This window comes from Psychrobacter immobilis, from assembly GCF_904846225.1.
Classification (GTDB): domain Bacteria; phylum Pseudomonadota; class Gammaproteobacteria; order Pseudomonadales; family Moraxellaceae; genus Psychrobacter; species Psychrobacter immobilis_F.
On record NZ_CAJGZJ010000006.1, the window covers coordinates 36,778 to 54,155 of the forward strand.

The 17,378-nt window shown below is 37.3% G+C and carries 11 protein-coding genes; 9 read left to right on the forward strand and 2 right to left on the reverse strand.

The window, feature by feature from the left end:
• The first annotated feature begins 70 nt into the window (after nucleotides 1–70).
• The 5 genes from sucC to JMX48_RS06220 all read left to right on the forward strand — a co-directional run bounded on the left by sucC (nucleotide 71) and on the right by JMX48_RS06220 (nucleotide 9,470).
• Nucleotides 71–1,237 (forward strand): ADP-forming succinate--CoA ligase subunit beta, encoded by a 1,167-nt coding sequence (gene sucC, locus JMX48_RS06200; protein ID WP_201535627.1) that lies wholly within the window; start codon nucleotides 71–73, stop codon nucleotides 1,235–1,237.
• Between the two features lie 152 nt (nucleotides 1,238–1,389).
• A complete protein-coding gene (gene sucD, locus JMX48_RS06205) occupies nucleotides 1,390–2,265 on the forward strand; it encodes a succinate--CoA ligase subunit alpha (protein ID WP_201535630.1) in 876 nt (291 codons plus the stop codon).
• 163 nt (nucleotides 2,266–2,428) lie between these two features.
• Nucleotides 2,429–3,652, forward strand: a complete 1,224-nt coding sequence (locus JMX48_RS06210; protein WP_227687934.1) for a capsular polysaccharide synthesis protein — start codon at nucleotides 2,429–2,431, stop codon at nucleotides 3,650–3,652.
• 821 nt (nucleotides 3,653–4,473) lie between these two features.
• A complete protein-coding gene (locus JMX48_RS06215; RefSeq protein WP_201535637.1) occupies nucleotides 4,474–8,271 on the forward strand; it encodes a CDP-glycerol glycerophosphotransferase family protein in 3,798 nt (1,265 codons plus the stop codon).
• 95 nt (nucleotides 8,272–8,366) lie between these two features.
• A complete protein-coding gene (locus JMX48_RS06220; RefSeq protein ID WP_201535639.1) occupies nucleotides 8,367–9,470 on the forward strand; it encodes a Stealth CR1 domain-containing protein in 1,104 nt (367 codons plus the stop codon).
• Between the two features lie 4 nt (nucleotides 9,471–9,474).
• Here the strand turns inward: JMX48_RS06220 and JMX48_RS06225 are convergent, their stop codons facing one another.
• Nucleotides 9,475–10,431, reverse strand: a complete 957-nt coding sequence (locus tag JMX48_RS06225) for a hypothetical protein (RefSeq protein ID WP_201535641.1) — start codon at nucleotides 10,429–10,431, stop codon at nucleotides 9,475–9,477.
• Between the two features lie 125 nt (nucleotides 10,432–10,556).
• Here JMX48_RS06225 and galE point away from each other — a divergent pair, with 125 nt between their 5' ends.
• From galE to JMX48_RS06245, 4 genes are all read left to right on the forward strand, one after another.
• Nucleotides 10,557–11,633, forward strand: a complete 1,077-nt coding sequence (gene galE, locus JMX48_RS06230; protein WP_201535642.1) for a UDP-glucose 4-epimerase GalE — start codon at nucleotides 10,557–10,559, stop codon at nucleotides 11,631–11,633.
• Nucleotides 11,634–11,690: 57 nt separating this feature from the next.
• Entirely contained in the window at nucleotides 11,691–12,563 is an 873-nt protein-coding gene (locus JMX48_RS06235; protein ID WP_201535644.1) for a UTP--glucose-1-phosphate uridylyltransferase, read from the forward strand.
• A gap of 3 nt (nucleotides 12,564–12,566) precedes the next feature.
• Nucleotides 12,567–14,258: a glucose-6-phosphate isomerase gene (gene pgi, locus JMX48_RS06240; protein WP_201535646.1), complete on the forward strand. Its 1,692-nt coding sequence runs from the start codon at nucleotides 12,567–12,569 to the stop codon at nucleotides 14,256–14,258.
• A gap of 87 nt (nucleotides 14,259–14,345) precedes the next feature.
• Nucleotides 14,346–15,704, forward strand: a complete 1,359-nt coding sequence (locus JMX48_RS06245) for a UDP-glucose/GDP-mannose dehydrogenase family protein (protein WP_201535648.1) — start codon at nucleotides 14,346–14,348, stop codon at nucleotides 15,702–15,704.
• 136 nt (nucleotides 15,705–15,840) lie between these two features.
• Here JMX48_RS06245 and JMX48_RS06250 read toward each other — a convergent pair whose 3' ends face one another.
• Nucleotides 15,841–17,322 carry a phosphomannomutase CpsG gene (locus JMX48_RS06250; RefSeq protein WP_201535650.1) on the reverse strand — a complete coding sequence of 494 codons (1,482 nt, stop codon included), beginning with the start codon at nucleotides 17,320–17,322 and terminating at the stop codon, nucleotides 15,841–15,843.
• Nucleotides 17,323–17,378: the final 56 nt, after the last annotated feature.

Here is a 17,378-nt window from a genome sequence, read left to right on the forward strand (position 1 = left end):
GCAGCAGAAAATTGCTGCTGTGTACTTGTTTTCACTTTTTATTAATTGTAAAAAATAAAGGATACAATCAATGAATTTACATGAGTATCAAGCAAAAGAGCTATTAAAAAGCTACGGTTTGCCTATTCAAGAAGGCATCATTGCTTATAACGGCGACGAAGCTGCAGCAGCTTTTGATAAAACACCAACTGACATTGCGGTTATTAAAGCGCAAGTACACGCTGGTGGTCGCGGTAAAGCGGGTGGCGTAAAGCTGGTTAAAACTCGTGAAGAAGCCAAGCAAGTGACAGAAGAGCTTATCGGTACTAACCTAGTAACGTATCAAACTGATGCCAATGGTCAGCCAGTGAACTTTGTATTGGTTGCAGAAGATATGTACCCAGTACAGACTGAGCTATATCTTGGTGCTGTTGTGGATCGCGCTACTCGTCGCGTGACTTTCATGGCATCTACCGAAGGTGGTGTTGATATTGAAGAAGTGGCTAACAATACGCCAGAAAAAATCTTCAAAGTAAATGTTGATCCTTTAGTTGGCCTAATGCCTTTCCAAGCGCGCGACGTCGCGTTTAAGCTAGGTTTAGAAGGCAAGCAGATCAATCAATTCGTTAAATTGATGACAGGTGCTTATCAAGCATTTATCGAAAACGACTTTGCTTTAATGGAAATCAATCCATTAGCGGTACGTGAAAATGGTGAAATTGTTTGTGTTGATGGCAAAATCGGTATCGACTCAAACGCACTATATCGTTTGCCTAAAATCGCAGCGCTACAAGACAAGTCACAAGAAAATGAGCGTGAGCTTAAAGCGGCCGAATTTGATCTAAACTATGTTGCTCTAGAAGGCAATATCGGTTGTATGGTTAACGGTGCCGGTCTTGCAATGGCTACGATGGACATCATCAAATTGTACGGCGGCAAGCCTGCTAACTTCTTGGACGTTGGCGGCGGGGCAACCAAAGATCGCGTTGTTGAAGCGTTCAAAATCATTCTAGAAGACAGCAGTGTTGAAGGCGTTCTTATCAACATCTTCGGCGGTATCGTACGTTGTGACATGATTGCAGAAGCCATTATCGCTGCTATCAAAGAAGTTGACGTAAAAGTACCGGTTGTTGTACGTCTAGAAGGTAACAACGCTGAGCTAGGTGCAAAAATCCTAGAAGAGTCTGGTCTGAAACTGATCTCAGCTCAAGGTCTATCTGATGCTGCTCAAAAAATTGTCGATGCTGTAAAAGCATAATATATTTAAAGCAGAGTTCTATAAATATAGTTGCTTAAACATAGTAGTCAAAGCGTAATAGCGGTTTGTTGTTATAAAACTGATGGTTAATATTTAACGATCACTACATCATCAAATTGCTATTACATGACAACCGAATAAAGGAATAAATAATGAGTGTATTAATCGATAAAGATACCAAAGTATTGGTACAAGGTTTCACTGGTAAAAATGGTACGTTCCATTCTGAACAAGCCATCGAATATGGTACTAAAGTTGTTGGCGGCGTAACGCCAGGTAAAGGCGGTCAAACGCACCTAGGCTTACCCGTATTCAACACCATGGCGGAAGCGATGGAAGCCACTCAAGCTGATGCTTCTGTTATCTATGTACCAGCTCCATTTGTACTAGATTCTATCGTTGAAGCAATCGACGCTGGCGTTAAGTTGATCGTTGTGATCACTGAAGGCGTACCGACTATCGATATGCTAAAAGCTAAACGCTATCTTGAAGAAGCGGGTGATGTACGTCTAGTTGGTCCTAACTGCCCAGGTGTTATCACGCCAGGTCAGTGCAAAATTGGTATCATGCCAGGCCATATCCATCTGCCAGGTAAAGTGGGCATCATCTCACGCTCTGGTACGTTGACTTATGAAGCGGTTGCCCAGACCACGAAGCTTGGTTTTGGTCAGTCAACTTGTATCGGTATCGGTGGCGATCCTATCCCTGGTATGAACCAGATCGATGCATTGAAACTGTTCCAAGATGATCCACAAACCGAAGCGATCATCCTAATCGGTGAAATCGGTGGTACTGCTGAAGAAGAAGCAGCTGCCTACATCAAAGACCATGTGACTAAGCCAGTGGTTGGCTATATCGCTGGTGTTACCGCTCCAGAAGGCAAACGTATGGGTCATGCGGGCGCTATTATCTCTGGTGGTCAAGGTACTGCTGAAGAGAAATTCAAAGCCTTTGAAGATGCTGGTATCGCGTATACGCGTGATCCATCTAAGCTTGGTGATAAGCTAAAAGAAGTTACTGGTTGGTAATGTAGAATTAATTCTGTAACCTAGCTACTAAAACTATATTGAAAAAAAGTAAATACACCCCTACAATGGGGTGTTTTTTTGTTCACGTTTAATATTGATTAATATATGAGCAACTAGAGCTAATAACCAAGATTTTTACAATGCTTTAAATAAGCATCATCAAATTCGATCTAAAAGGAGTAATTGTATGTCTGATTTAAAAAATCATAATGAATATAAAGATGTTAATTCGGTTAATATTGAAGTAGTTGATACTAATAAAAACAATGTATTTGCTTTTTGGGAATCTGATGAGGAAATACCTGCATATCTAGAACTATGTAAAAAAACCTGGCATAAAAATATACCTAATTGTGAAATTCATATCATAAATTATAACAATATAAATCAATATATAGAGGGGATATATAATTTAGAATCACTGAAAAAAATTCCTTTGGCTATGCAGTCAGATATAATATCAGCAGCAATTTTAGAGAAGTTTGGGGGACTGTTTTTAGATATAGATTCAGTTGTGACTGATGACCTGTTTAAGATATTTAATACGATTTCTACTGAAAAGCTAATTGCTTTTGGTAATGAGCGCAAAGCCATTCATATTGCTGTTTTATATAGTAAAAAGCCAAACAATAGGATTTTAAGAGAATGGCGAAAGGGTGCACAAGAAAAATTAAGAATAGATATTCCTATAAAAATGAATTGGGATTATTTTGGAAATTCTATTGTTGAACCTTTTTTTAATAATCCAGAATATTATAAGGATTGTTATATTATAGAGCGTGCAATTAGTGGTAATATTTTAGAAGCAGATACAATGAAAGAGTATGAGTCAACAAATCTGATGAAATATAGATTTTTCTATTTTAATAAAATTTTTAACTTGAAACCTGAAGTGATGGACTTTATAAAGTCTGGCGTTGTTTCGCTACATAATTCTTGGACACCTGTTGAAATTAAGAAAATCAAAAACATTGAAGTCTTTCTTGATACTAAGATGCCAATCGTAGATTTATTAGAATATACTCTTAATGATAAAGTAAAGCCTGTATCATTTGAGAACCTAGTATTATTAGAATCCTATATAGTAGTTGGATTGCAAAATAACTCTTTAGACTATCAAAAAAGATATTATAATGGAATGCTTGTATTAGACTTTAAAGTTAATAATATTAATTTCGCCTTTGATATATGTGACAAAAATGATGGTTTAGAATGCTATTTGATTATTAGAAATAAAGAAAATATTGAGAAATATATAAAAATAGACAGTTTACTTTTCGAAGGCAATAAAGCTAAACTAAATCATATCAGTAGTAAAAAAGAATTATTAAAATTTATAGTTGAAGCTTATGAATACTATAAAAAATTACCTTCTGAAAATAGCTAAATTAGTAATTACAAATTAATTTATGAGTAGGTTTTTTAATATAGTTTATTCCAGGGCGTGTCCTCAATCTGAACAAAAGCAACTAAATGGGCTAAAAATAGCTAAATCTTGCCAAACTATGTCAAATAGCTAGTCAATATCTCGATATTATCTGCACTATTTTCCTTTTTTGGCTGCCATTTATCTTATTTTTATCACCATTTTCAGATTGAGAACACGCCCTAAATGAGAGAAGAAAGAAATTACAACGTATTGCTAAAATAGATTTTTTTCTTACTATACCTATGCAGACAGAGAATGTGGAATATTATCTTAGAGATTTATATTAATTTTATAGTCGATAGTATATAAATTGAATATGATATTAGGCCCATTCAATTTATTATCGGTAATAGACCTCTTGCAAAAGTACCAGTTTATTGACAGAGTTACGAGGGCTAACGATGACTTATGCAAGAGTCCTAATAACTTAACTTTTTATGTACCTAAATTATGTCTAACCAAATATATAATCGATTAAATATAATTTAACAAATAGCAAGTGTTGAGTTGCTTACAGATACGCACTACCGATGGTCAAAATATGATCAGCTGAAAATAAAATGATTGTATGGACTTAAATGCGCTACTGGTATAGTTTTTGCATCACCTTTGTCTGTATATGCAAAGCAAGCAAGAAAAATTTATACTAGTAACAAGTGGTGATATTTATACTTGTTTTATTTAGGGTTAAATATATGTTCAAATATCCAGTACGCTTCAGTTTTTCCTATATTATTTTAAGTATGTTTAAAAGATGATCTAAATATTAAGGTGTTAGTATGAAAAGTATAATAGATATTCTTCCAATAGAAGATAAAGCAGTTTTAATTCGAAGAATAAATAAACTTAAAAGAGATCCACGTGAATTTATTAAAGATTCCTATAAAAAACGTAGCTCTCAAGTAAGACATATTATTCCTATCAAATATAAAAGTTCTAATGATTTTACTGTTATATCAGCTGTGTATAATGTTGAAAAATATCTCGAAGAATACTTTAGTAGCCTCACAAACCAGTCTGTTAGTTTTAGAAAGCATATTAAACTAATTTTAGTTGATGATGGATCTACTGACAAGTCATTAAACATAATTAATAAATGGAAAAAAAAATATCCGAATAATATATTTTGTATCAGTAAGGAAAATGGCGGACAAGCATCAGCTCGGAATCTAGGCTTAGATTATGTAAAAACTGAATGGATAACTTTTATAGATCCAGATGATTTTGTATCATTAAATTATTTTCAGAAAGTTGATGAGTATCTATCTGATAAAAGAGAAATCTCTTTGGTTAGCTGTCCTTTTATATTTTATTATGAAGATTTAAAGATTACTAAAGATAGTCATCCTTTAAGATATAGATTTTCAAAAAACAATAGAACACTAAAAATAAAAGATATGAATAAAGATGTACAGTTATCTGTTAACAGTGCTTTTTTTAGATATAGTTTAATAAAATCAAGTAATATATCTTTTAATGAGGATGTTAAACCGAATTTTGAAGATGCGAGATTCGTAGGTGACTATCTATTAAATGATAATCAAAGTAATCAAATAGGCTTTATCTCTAAAGCGAGCTATTTTTATCGTAAAAGATCTGACGGAACATCTACTTTAGATGGCGCTTGGAAGAAGCCTACATTATTTACTACCGTAGTATCAGAAGGATGTTTAGAGCTATTAAAGTCATCTTATTTAGAGCTAGGTTATGTACCTATATATATACAGCGTACTGTTCTTTATCATCTCTCTTGGTACTTCAAGTATGTTGTAAATAATGAAAATGCATTAGATATATTAAGTGAGAGCGATAAGATTCTATTTGCTAGTTTATTAAAGGAAGTTTTTTCTTATATAGAAAATAAAACCATCATGGATTTTGAGTTGGCTGGTACTTGGTTTTTTCAGAAAGTAGCCTGGCTTGGTTCACTGAAAAATGAAAAGCCTCCTTTTCAAATCGTTTATATTGAAGAAATAGATATAGAAAAGAAACAAGTTTTGCTTTATTACTTTACCTATTTTGATGTTTTGGAAAGTATAACTATAGGTAATAGAGATATAGTGCCTACTTACTATAAAGTAAAGCAGTTTGATTTTTTAAATGAAAATTATGTATATGAAAAAAGAATGTGGGTTTCTTATGATGACACTAATAGCGAAGATTATTTAAAAATAGCTATTGATGGAGACAATGCAATATTATCTTTATTAGGTAAAAAATATAATAAAGGTATTGAATTTCAAAAAATTATTAATAGCTTTAAATCTAAAAAATATATTAATGATAAAGATATTTGGGTAATGATGGATAGAGATACTCAAGCAGATGATAATGCTGAGCACTTCTACAGATATATTCAAAATAATTATCCTGATAGAAAAATTTACTTCGCTCTGAGAAAGAATTCTCATGATTGGGAGCGCTTGAATAAAGAAGGTTTTAATTTATTAGATTTTGGATCTTCTGAATTTGAAACTGTATTACTTAAAGCGAGTAAGCTCATTAGTAGCCATCTTGATCAGTATATTAATGACTACTTTGGCGATGGTTTCGAGCATAGTAAGAAGTTTGTATTTTTACAGCATGGCATAACTATGAATGACCTATCGTCATGGGTAAATTCAAAGAAAAATTTACAATGTTTTATCACATCAACTGTTGATGAATATAAAGCTATTTCGAGTGACTATTCAAGATATAAACTATCTAAAAAAGAAGTCAACTTAACTGGTTTTCCTCGTCATGACAGTTTACTGAAAGGAAATGTAGTTGATAGCAATATACTATTAATTATGCCAACTTGGCGTAAGACGATAATTGGTGAGCCTATAGATGGTAATTCAAGGGCTATTAATCATGATTTTTCTATTACAAACTATGCTACTCATATACAAAGCCTGTTAAATAGCATCGATTTGAAGAGTATTATTGAAAATTACAATTATCGCGTTGTTTTTGCTCCCCATTTGAATATAGAGCCGTACTTAAATACTTTTAATATTCCAGATTATATCGAAGTTTGGCATTCTTCTAATGATGAAAATAGTATTCAAGAGCTTTTTCAGAAGTCTAAAATTATGATAACTGATTATTCTTCAGTGCACTTTGAGATGGCCTATTTAGATAAAGCAGTTCTTTACTATCAGTTCGATAAGGAGGATTTTTTCAAGGGAGGTCATGTTTTTTCACCTGGCTATTTTAGTTATGAAGAAAATGGCTTTGGGCCAGTAGTTGAGAGTGAAGAGTTATTATTAAAAGAGGTTGCTAAAATTATTGAAAACAATGGTGAACCTTTATATCCATATAGTAAGCGTATAGAAGATACTTTCCTTTTTAGGGATGCTAACAACTGTAAACGAGTCTATGAAAGTGTTATTGCACTTGACGAACCTGATAATTTAATAGACTTTGATATTATTTATCAATTCGCTAATCAAGCCTATAGTAACCAAGATTGGCAGTTAGTCGAATCGCGCAGTCAGTTACTAATCGAGCATGTAGGTAATGAATACGAGGAGTGGGCTAAATCTATATATATTGAGTCTCTATTTAATCAGCATGAGTTTTCAAAAATTATAGATTTTCTTAAAGCTAATTACAAAAAATCTCCAAAAATCATTAAGTTATGGGATATAAAGATAGCTTTTGAGACAGCTAATTGGTGGTTAGTAGTCAATGAAATGAGAAACTCTACTGAATTAAATATCCATGATCTAATTACACTAGCTTACAGTGCTTCTAAAGTTAGTGATCATAAGGTATTGGATAAAGCTTTACTGGAGTTGAATAATAAAGAACTATCTGTGGTTCAGTTTTATATGCTAGATGCATGGAAGTTAAGAGTGAACGAAGATTGGGAAAGTATTATTGAGTTTTTAAAAGATAAGGTTATTGAATTTAGTATTGATGAGCTTCGAATTTATCAACCTCAGGTACTAATGGCTGAAGCTTATCGTTATTTGGGTATGTACTTTGAGGCTCAGTCAAAATTAAGTAACTTTGAAAATCACACTTTACATAATCCAAGATGTCGTATCGAGATTGCTAGATTAAGGTATGATCAGAGAGACTATTCCAAAGCCGTAATGCAGTATTATGGAGCGCATGATAAGAATATAGAGTTATTATCTGAATCTTATGCAGTTGAGTATGTTCAATCACTATTTAATGAGAATAAAATAGAAGAAGCAGTTGAGGCTATTGAACGTTTAAGTCTACTGTATCCTGAAAATAAAGAGTTAAAATTAATTCATCTTAACTCTTTTGCAAAAATGTCAAGATGGCGTGAGGTTATTGAAAAGTTCTCTAAAATTGAATTAGAACAGCAGGCTGAATTGATTTATCCCATAGTCTTAGCTAAGTATCGTTTAGGGTTTATTGATGAAGCTTATAGTGATTCTGTAAAGCCTACTGTAAAGCATTCTTATGAGTATTGGAGCTTGATAGGAGAAATAGCTTTATTAGTAGAGGATATAGAGTTGGCTAAATATTGTTATAAAGGTATGATAGCAATATACCCTGAGCATGATAGTTCAAAAAATTGGATCAGATTTGATAGTTTGAAAAATAATTTGTGACTTATAAGATAGAGATGGGAAGCTAGGCGTCTGCCTAGCTTTTTTATTGAAAATTATGAGCAGTACAACCTCGAGAAATATGAGAGGAGACAAAGATGGAAGCATATAAACGTAAATTTAAAAAGCTAAGAAATAACCCTGGACCTTTCTTTCGGGATTATTTTAATAAACGCTACCCTGTCGTAAATACTGAGCTAGGTGTAGATGAAGCTATCGAAACTGCATTTGTAGAGTATTCCAATATTAATACTGTAGATATGCCTGATAACATGTCTATAGATATTGTATTTACTTGGGTAGATAATACTGATAAAGCATGGCAAAAGAAGTATGAGCAGTATAAAGCTAACAGTGAAAATACAAACCTAGGTCAGTATGCTACTGACAGTGCGCGCTTTGATAATCACAACGAGTTGTTCTATTCCCTAAAAGCTGTTAAAAAGTACTTACCTTGGGTTAGACAAATATATGTGATTACTGACAACCAAGTACCGAGTTGGTTAAGCAAAGTAAAAGGAGTCACTATTATCGACCATGCTGACATTATTGATAGTCAGTACTTACCAACCTTTAACTCACACGTTATCGAAGCTTTTTTGTACCGTATTCCTGATCTAGCAGAGAATTTCATTTACTTTAATGACGATGTATTTGTCGCTAAGGAATTGCCTCAGGAGCACTTTTTTTCCGCTAATAATATTAGCTCTTTATTCGTATCGACCAAAAACTTGTACGCTATGCAAAAGAAAGGAGTTGTCACTCCAACACTGAAAGCTTCATTGCAAAGTATTAAGCTACTAAAAAGACATTATCATTATAATATCGAAAACTCACTTATTCATACATACTTTCCATTAAAGAAATCTGGTTATGAAAAAGCATGGCAGCTTTTTGGTAAGGAAATAGAAGAATTTTTGCCAAATAGATTTCGTGGTCATAATGACATCAACATGGCCTCGTTTTTAGTGCCTTGGCTACTATACTGTGAATCTAGAGCTATTGAAAAGGTTGATATTTGTTATTACTTTAATATCCGTTCACGCCATGCATTGACACGTTATGAGAAGTTGCTGAAGCTAAAGAAATTAAATGCTTCACCTCATTCTTTTTGCGCGAACGACTTCAAGAGCGATAGTGAGAATAAGTTACCTGATTATCATGAGCGTTTAATGAGTATGTTAAAGCGTTATTATAAGTAAAAAGCTACCACGAGCAATTATGATAATGACTTACAGCGTAAAATTTTTTAGCTGTATTAATTTCTATAGTTGCATAAAAAGGTCGCCCTAATACGGTGACCTTTTTGCCTCTCAATAGTGCTTCAAACCCACCTAATGAGGTAATCGTATAGACATGATCGATGGTCTCCAAGGCATCGACCAAATGAATAGACTGAGTGAGAATAAGACAATCTAACTCAGTGAGGGTACTAATTATAGAAGGATCATCCAAAGTCATTGGATGTGGTTTTACGATGATTTGTGTGTCAGGGTTTTCTAAAATTGCTTTATTGACCACATCAAGTAAAGTAATACCAATGCCGCCACCGTATTTCAATGAATCATCATAGGGTACTTGGCCTAATACCAAAATACGCTTTCTAGTCTTAATTCCATAGATTGGTACGATATCGACATAAGGTTGATGATTGTATTTACTCACTCTATGAGAAACGTAATAATTGAGCATCTCTTGTGCTAGGGTCTCATCATAGCCACTCTGCTCAAAGTCAAAATTAGCAATTAAATCGGTCAAATCGTTTGGACGCGTGGTATCGAAGTAGGGTGCTTGACTATCCATCACGATAGATAATGGCGGCGCACCACTTTCATCATCAGGGCCAGAACGAATAAAACCATCTTCTAAAAAGAAAATATCTAGCTCTTGCTCGCGTATATATTCAATAAAATAATCAGGTGCTTTATAACCCCAGATATAAATAACCGGATTTACCTTGTTGATAAAGGGTTTTAACCATAGATCGAAATAGCGCTGATCAAAGTGGCGCTGTATCTGAATATGAGACACTTCAAACACCCAATCGCCAACCAAATGCTTCCATGGTTTCATACCGACGACCAAGGCTAAACGCTGTTTAGGCTGACGATAGTGTTGATAGTAGCCTAATAATAGTGGTCGGATATAAGCGTTAAATTTCATAGTATGATTGATAGCAGTAGAGTAGATATATATTATGAGGTATTTATATTGGTAATGCTTTGTCGTTACCAGTATAGTTGCATTTATAAACGAATGACGAATTTTAAAGAGTAACGGTGTTTTTTATGAAAAACAAGATATTAGTCACAGGCGGTGCAGGATATATTGGCTCGCATACTTGTATTGCACTCTATCAGGCAGGCTATGACGTCTTAGTATACGACAATCTATCAAATAGTAGTCACGAAGCAGTAAATCGTGTTGCTAGTCTTATCGGTCAGCCAATTGACTTTGTTGAAGGTGATATCCGTGATGTGGTGTTACTTAGACAGGTTTTTTCTGACAATCAATTCTTCGGCGTCATCCATTTTGCCGGTCTTAAAGCCGTTGGAGAGTCAGTGGCCAAACCATTGATGTATTACGACAATAACGTTAGTGGCACGATTACCTTGTTAGAAGTCATGGAAGAGTATGACGTTAAAAATCTGGTATTCTCATCGTCAGCGACGGTTTATGGTGACCCTGAAACCCTACCTATTGATGAGAGCTCGAAGCGTTCTTGTACCAATCCTTACGGACAAAGTAAACTGACGGTCGAGCATATCTTAGAAGACCTAGCTGTATCTGATAAAAGCTGGAACCTCATTCCTTTGAGGTATTTTAATCCGGTAGGCGCACATCCATCAGGGCAGATTGGTGAAGACCCTAACGATATCCCAAATAATTTAATGCCTTATATTTCTCAAGTAGCGGTCGGTAAACTGTCTAAGCTCAGTATCTTTGGTAATGACTATCCAACCATCGATGGTACAGGGGTTCGTGACTTTATTCATGTCACTGATCTGGCACAAGGTCATGTTGCTGCGCTTGATTATTTAGAAAGTCAAACCAGTGTAGAAGATGATAGCTCAAATGAGAAAAATACGGATAATAAAAGCTCAATTGGTTTTTTACCCATTAATTTAGGTACGGGTAAAGGAACTTCTGTCTTAGAGCTAGTCACGGCATTTTCTAACGTATCGGAACAAGATATTCCTTATCAGTTTGTGAGCCGCCGTGCTGGTGATATAGCGAGCTGTTATGCTAGTGCTGATAAAGCGCGGGATTTGTTAGGATGGCAAGCCAATTTATCAATTACCGACATGTGTCAAGATAGCTGGCGTTGGCAAAGTATGAACCCGAATGGCTATAATATTGTTTAGCTTTTTTTATAAAACATAACTTTCATCTCACTTTTCTTTTAAGACATTTTAAACATTATGAAAAAAATCAATCACGCCGTTATTCCCGTTGCAGGTTTCGGCACACGTATGTTGCCATTGTCCAAATCTGTGCCAAAAGAGCTATTACCACTGGGCAATCGTCCTGCCATTCATTATGTGGTGGAAGAGGCGATAGCGGCTGGTATTAAGCACATCGTCTTGGTTGGTCACGCACAAAAAAGTGCGATCGAAAATTACTTTGATATCAATGCAGAGCTGGATAACCAGTTGCGCCAAAAAGGCAAAAATGAGCTGGCGGATAGCTTAAACTGGCTACCAGAAGATGTAACAGTTTCTATGATACGCCAAGGTAAGCCATTAGGTTTGGGTCATGCGGTACTCGCTGCTCGTCCCATTATTGGGGAACATGATTTTGCCGTAATGCTTCCAGATGTGGTGCTCGATCCTTTTGCGGGCAATATGGCTGCTGATAACTTAGCCTTTATGATTGATGCCTTTGCCAAAGATAACCATTCTCAGATATTGGTCGATAAAGTCGCCGATGAGGACGTGCATAAGTATGGTATTGCTAAGCTTAGTGACAATAGTGATATGAATAATCAAGCAGATGTGAATGCTAGCTTTAGCGTCGCTGGTTTTGTAGAAAAGCCCAGTTTAGCTGATGCCCCTTCGCGTCTAGCGGTTGTCGGTCGTTATGTGTTTAGTAATCAAATTTTTGATTATTTGGCTAATACGACTGCTTCAGTCGGTGGTGAGATTCAGCTGACTGATGCCATCGATGCTTTGATTAGTGAACATGGTGTCAATGTGACAACCATGTGCGGTGATAGTTATGATGCAGGTGATATGCGCTCTTATATGCAAGCCTTTATCTACTTTGCCCAACAACAACTAGACAATGATAAGTAGCCGATGAATAGTTCACTATCTTATAGTAACGACCTAGCTAGCAGTGAGATCAATAATCACTATCCTAATGCACGTGGCTCTAAGCACTGGACAGATTTACAGCTGCACGCTGAGCAGTCTTGGTCGTTGGCGGAGTTGTTTGCGCAAGATAAGACTCGCACTGAGCGTTTTAGTACGCAAGCAGGTGCGCTGTATATGGATTATAGCAAGCAGTGTATCAATGATGAGGTGCTAGCAAGCTTGCTCAATTTAGCAAATAGCTGTGATTTAAATGCCCGTATAAAAACTTTGATGCAAGGGGCGACAGTTAACACCAGTGAAGAGCGTGCGGCTCTGCATACAGCGCTACGTTTGCCTGAGGGCGCAAAACTGCAAGTAGGCTCTCAAGATGTGGTCAGTGATGTCCATAATAGTCTGGCGCAAGTAGCACGATTATCGCAGCGTATTCGCAGTGGTAATTGGCGTGGGTTCTCTGGAAAAGCAATCACTGATGTGGTTAATATCGGTGTTGGTGGCTCTGATTTAGGCCCATTAATGGCAGCTACGGCCCTTGATGAATGGGCAGATACTGACATTGTCGTCCACTTTGTCTCTAATATGGACGGTAGCCAACTTGATAATTTGCTCAAACGCCTAAATGCAGAGACCACGCTATTTATCATTTCCTCTAAATCCTTTGGTACCGTTGATACGCTCTCTAATGCCAAAACCGCATTGTCATGGTTATTAGCTACGGCTACGCTACGGGCGGGCACTCAAGACAGCGTCTTACGTCGGCATTTTATCGGTATATCTGCTAATAGTGAAAAAATGAGCGCCTGGGGAATTCATTCTGAGCATCAATTGCAATTATGGGATTGGGTCGGCGGTCGCTTCTCTTTATGGTCAGCGATTGGACTGGCGATTGCTATTCGTATTGGCATGCCGCAATTCCGTGAATTATTAGCGGGCGCACACAGTATGGATGTGCATTTTGCTACGGTTGATTTTTCAGAAAATCTACCTGTATTATTAGGATTACTAGCGGTTTGGAATAGTACTTTTTTACATATTCATGCGCATACGGTATTGCCTTATGATGGCCGCTTGGGCTATTTGCCTAGCTACTTAACTCAGCTTGAGATGGAAAGTAACGGCAAATCAGTTACTCACGGTGGCGAGCATGTCGACTACGATACTTGTCCTATTCTTTGGGGTGAGATTGGCTCTAATGCTCAGCATGCTTTTTATCAGCTGTTGCATCAAGGTACTCAGCATGTCTCTTGTGATTTTATTGCCTGCGTGCGTCATTATAGTGACGAAGCGCAAAATGCTTCACTGCAACATCAACATGAGTTATCGCTAGCCAATTGCTTAGCACAAAGTCGAGTGCTGGCCTTTGGTAATGCGGCTATAGCTAACGTTGCAGACAGTTGTGAAGCCGATAAATATAAGCATTATCGTGGTAATCAGCCCTCGACTACCTTATTAATAGATGAGCTTACACCGCACAGCTTAGGTGCTTTAGTAGCGCTGTATGAGCACAAAGTTTATGTGATGGCCAGCATCTGGGATATTAACCCCTTTGATCAATGGGGCGTTGAGATGGGTAAGCAGATGGCAGAGTCGGTGTATCAGGCGCTACAAGACAGCAGTAGCAGCGTATTTGATACTTCTACCAATCAGTTGCTGGCGCATATCAGACAACTGTCCTAATAGTGCGATAAATATGCGCAGCATTTATACCAAGTTATATCAGTAATATAAATTATTACGAAAATAAAAATACAAAAAGGTAGCGCTATGACCTCTGATTTTATCCAAAACGCTAGTCCCTATGACGCTGAACATTCAAAAGTCTGCGTTATTATTGGCCATGATATCGAGGCTATTACTAGTAGCGTCGTGCTGGCAAGTTTAGGTCGAAGAGTGCATTTATATGCAGATGGAAAAATATTAAAGCAGCAGTTGCAACAGTACGGCTTTGAGCACCATTTGCAGGCTTTATGGCAGTTGTATACTCAGCAGCAGAAAATTAGTAACCGAGAGTTACCTGAGAGTGCTGATCAGCTGATTAAAAGCTATGAGCAAGGCACAGCTCCTAATCATTCTGCTACCTCAGTAGCCTTATATTGGGTGTTTTTAGATAGTATTAAGACTGTATGGTTGAATGATCATTGGATTATGGCTTTTAATCACAGTCAACAGCAAACCTTACCGATTATTATTAGCGGCATTGAGCCATTGGGCTACATTCCTACATTAGCTGAGCGTCTGCAACGGCCTTGGGTGTATTATGTACCGTTTGTATTTTTGCAAGATGGCGAGGCTTATAGCTCGATGCTGACCCCTTCACTTTGGCTAATTGGTGAAAAGACGCCAGACAGCAGCCAGCATCTAACTGTGTTACAGCCATTAATTCAACATGCTCAAGCGTATCACCATGCCGATATCGCAACTATAGAGTTTGCGCGCAGTAGTATCATGGCAATGCTGGCGACTCGCGTTAGCTTTATGAATGAGATGTCGCGTTTGGCTGACAGTCATCGAGTCGATATCCAAAAAGTTAGTGGTATTATGGGACTTGATGCACGAGTGGGCGGTAGCTACTTGCAGGCGGGATGGGGGTTTGGTGGTAATACGCTACCTACGGAGCTTGATAAATTACAGCAATCTGCACAAAGCAATAGCGTTAACATGCCATTGCTACAGTCCGTTATGCATATTAACGAAGATCAAAAAGAGCTTATATTCCGCAAGTTTTGGCAGTACTTTGACGGTTTTATCGACAACAGAACCGTCATGATATGGGGAGCCAGTTATAAACCGGGATCAGGACGCACAGCTGGTTCAGCGATCCATCCGCTATTAGAGCTCTTGTGGTCTTATAATATCCGCACTATCATTTATAGCGATAAGGCCAAAAGTGAGCTTAGCGATCGTTACCGCGAGCAGCCGCTATTAGAACTCGTTGACAGTCCTTATGAGCAACTTAATGCAGCGCAAGCAGTGTTTATCATTACCTTATCACCGCAACATAGACTCGATGTGGCGCAGCTTAATCAACAAGCCATGCCTATATTTGATGCTCAAAATGCGCTGACACGGGCACAGATTGATGCTTTAGTAGGTGATTATCTTGGGATTGGTCGTACTAAATAATATTTTTGTCGTAGCCAAAGCCACTGTATAGATAAAGCTTTCATAAGCTAAATAACAAATAAGCGCCAGTTAATCTAAACGTTAACTGGCGCTTATTTGTTATAAATTTATAACTGTTTATAACAATTATAAGTACTTAAGCTGGTACAGCACCTTGCGCTGCTAACCATTGCTGAATCTCTTGCGTTTTGGTAACTAACAATAACTCATCGCCGCGACTTTCAATATTTAATCTGATAAGCGGCTCGGTATTGGAGGCACGCAGATTAAATCGCCAATCGCCAAAGTTGAGACTGAGGCCATCAAGGGTCGATTTGGTCGGATTCTCGGTGCTAAATTTTTCCTCGATAGCATTAATAATCATCGACGCATCATGAGTGGTGAGATGAAAATTAAGCTCACCTGAACTTGGGTATGCTTGAATATAGCCAGTAACCAACTCCGAAAGTGTTTTACCGGTGATAGACAACAGCTCAATCGTTAAAAGCCATGGAATCATGCCGCTATCGCAATAGAAAAAGTCGCGAAAGTAGTGATGAGCAGACATCTCGCCGCCATAAATAGCACCTGATTCACGCATGACTTGCTTAATAAATGAATGTCCAGACTTACTAATAACAGCCTTACCGTTATGCTCTTTAATCACCGCTTCAGTGTTGTATATCACTCGTGGATCATAAACGATCGACTCATTTGGATACTTATTTAAGAAGGCTTGAGCGAGCATCCCAACGATGTAGCTACCATCAATAAATTCACCACTTTCATCGAATAAAAAACATCGATCAAAATCACCATCAAAGGCGATACCAAGGTCTGCTTCATTTTCTAGCACGGCTTGCTGAGTGGCGATTCTATTGGCTTCAATCATCGGATTGGGAATACCATTTGGAAAGCTGCCATCTGGTGTATGATGCAGCTTAATCACCTCAATGGGCGCACCTGCTTGTAGCAACTTATCAACTAATAAATCAACCACGGGTCCCGCACTGCCATTGCCTGAGTTGATGACCAATTTTAACGGCTGCAATTTATCAGTATCGATAAAAGTCATCACATGATCGATATAAGCAGTTTTATCCGTGAGCAATTGCAGTTTGCCGAGCGTATCAGCAGTGGTAAACTGCCCTGATTCTGCTAGCATTTGAATCTCTGCTAAACCGTCATCAGCGCTAATCGGTTTTGAGTGTTCCTTGACTAATTTCAAGCCATTATAGTTGATAGGATTATGACTCGCTGTCACTTCTATACCACCTAGCGCTTGATAGTGACTGGTGGCAAAGTAGACCTCTTCTGTCCCAGTCATGCCCAAATCGATGACATCGACGCCCGCATCTAACATGCCTTTGATGGAGGCTTGTTTTAATTGCTCGCTTGATTGGCGAATATCACTACCGATAACGATAGCAGGCTGTAGATTTGTCATGTCACTGGCTTCAGCTACTGTTTGATAACGCTGATATAAAATCTGCGCAAAGGCACGTCCGATACGGTAAGCGATATCTTCGTCAAGACTGACGCCAAGCTCGCCGCGGATATCATAAGCCTTAAATGAAGAGATCGTAATAGGGTTAAATTCAGTTGCTGGTTGATAGCCAGTTGTCGCAGAAGTGGACATAATAAGGTTCCTTGCGCGTGAGCAGTGGTAAAATAATAAAGTAGATAGCACCATTA

What these genes read in the sequence shown, in the direction of transcription:
- sucD (WP_201535630.1), top strand. Translation starts at nt 1,390, where the DNA reads ATGAGTGTATTAATCGATAAAGATACCAAAGTATTGGTACAAGGTTTC.
- pgi (WP_201535646.1), top strand. Translation starts at nt 12,567, where the DNA reads ATGAATAGTTCACTATCTTATAGTAACGACCTAGCTAGCAGTGAGATC.
- galE (WP_201535642.1), top strand. Translation starts at nt 10,557, where the DNA reads ATGAAAAACAAGATATTAGTCACAGGCGGTGCAGGATATATTGGCTCG.
- JMX48_RS06225 (WP_201535641.1), bottom strand. Translation starts at nt 10,431, where the DNA reads ATGAAATTTAACGCTTATATCCGACCACTATTATTAGGCTACTATCAA.
- JMX48_RS06235 (WP_201535644.1), top strand. Translation starts at nt 11,691, where the DNA reads ATGAAAAAAATCAATCACGCCGTTATTCCCGTTGCAGGTTTCGGCACA.
- JMX48_RS06250 (WP_201535650.1), bottom strand. Translation starts at nt 17,322, where the DNA reads ATGTCCACTTCTGCGACAACTGGCTATCAACCAGCAACTGAATTTAAC.
- JMX48_RS06215 (WP_201535637.1), top strand. Translation starts at nt 4,474, where the DNA reads ATGAAAAGTATAATAGATATTCTTCCAATAGAAGATAAAGCAGTTTTA.
- sucC (WP_201535627.1), top strand. Translation starts at nt 71, where the DNA reads ATGAATTTACATGAGTATCAAGCAAAAGAGCTATTAAAAAGCTACGGT.
- JMX48_RS06245 (WP_201535648.1), top strand. Translation starts at nt 14,346, where the DNA reads ATGACCTCTGATTTTATCCAAAACGCTAGTCCCTATGACGCTGAACAT.
- JMX48_RS06220 (WP_201535639.1), top strand. Translation starts at nt 8,367, where the DNA reads ATGGAAGCATATAAACGTAAATTTAAAAAGCTAAGAAATAACCCTGGA.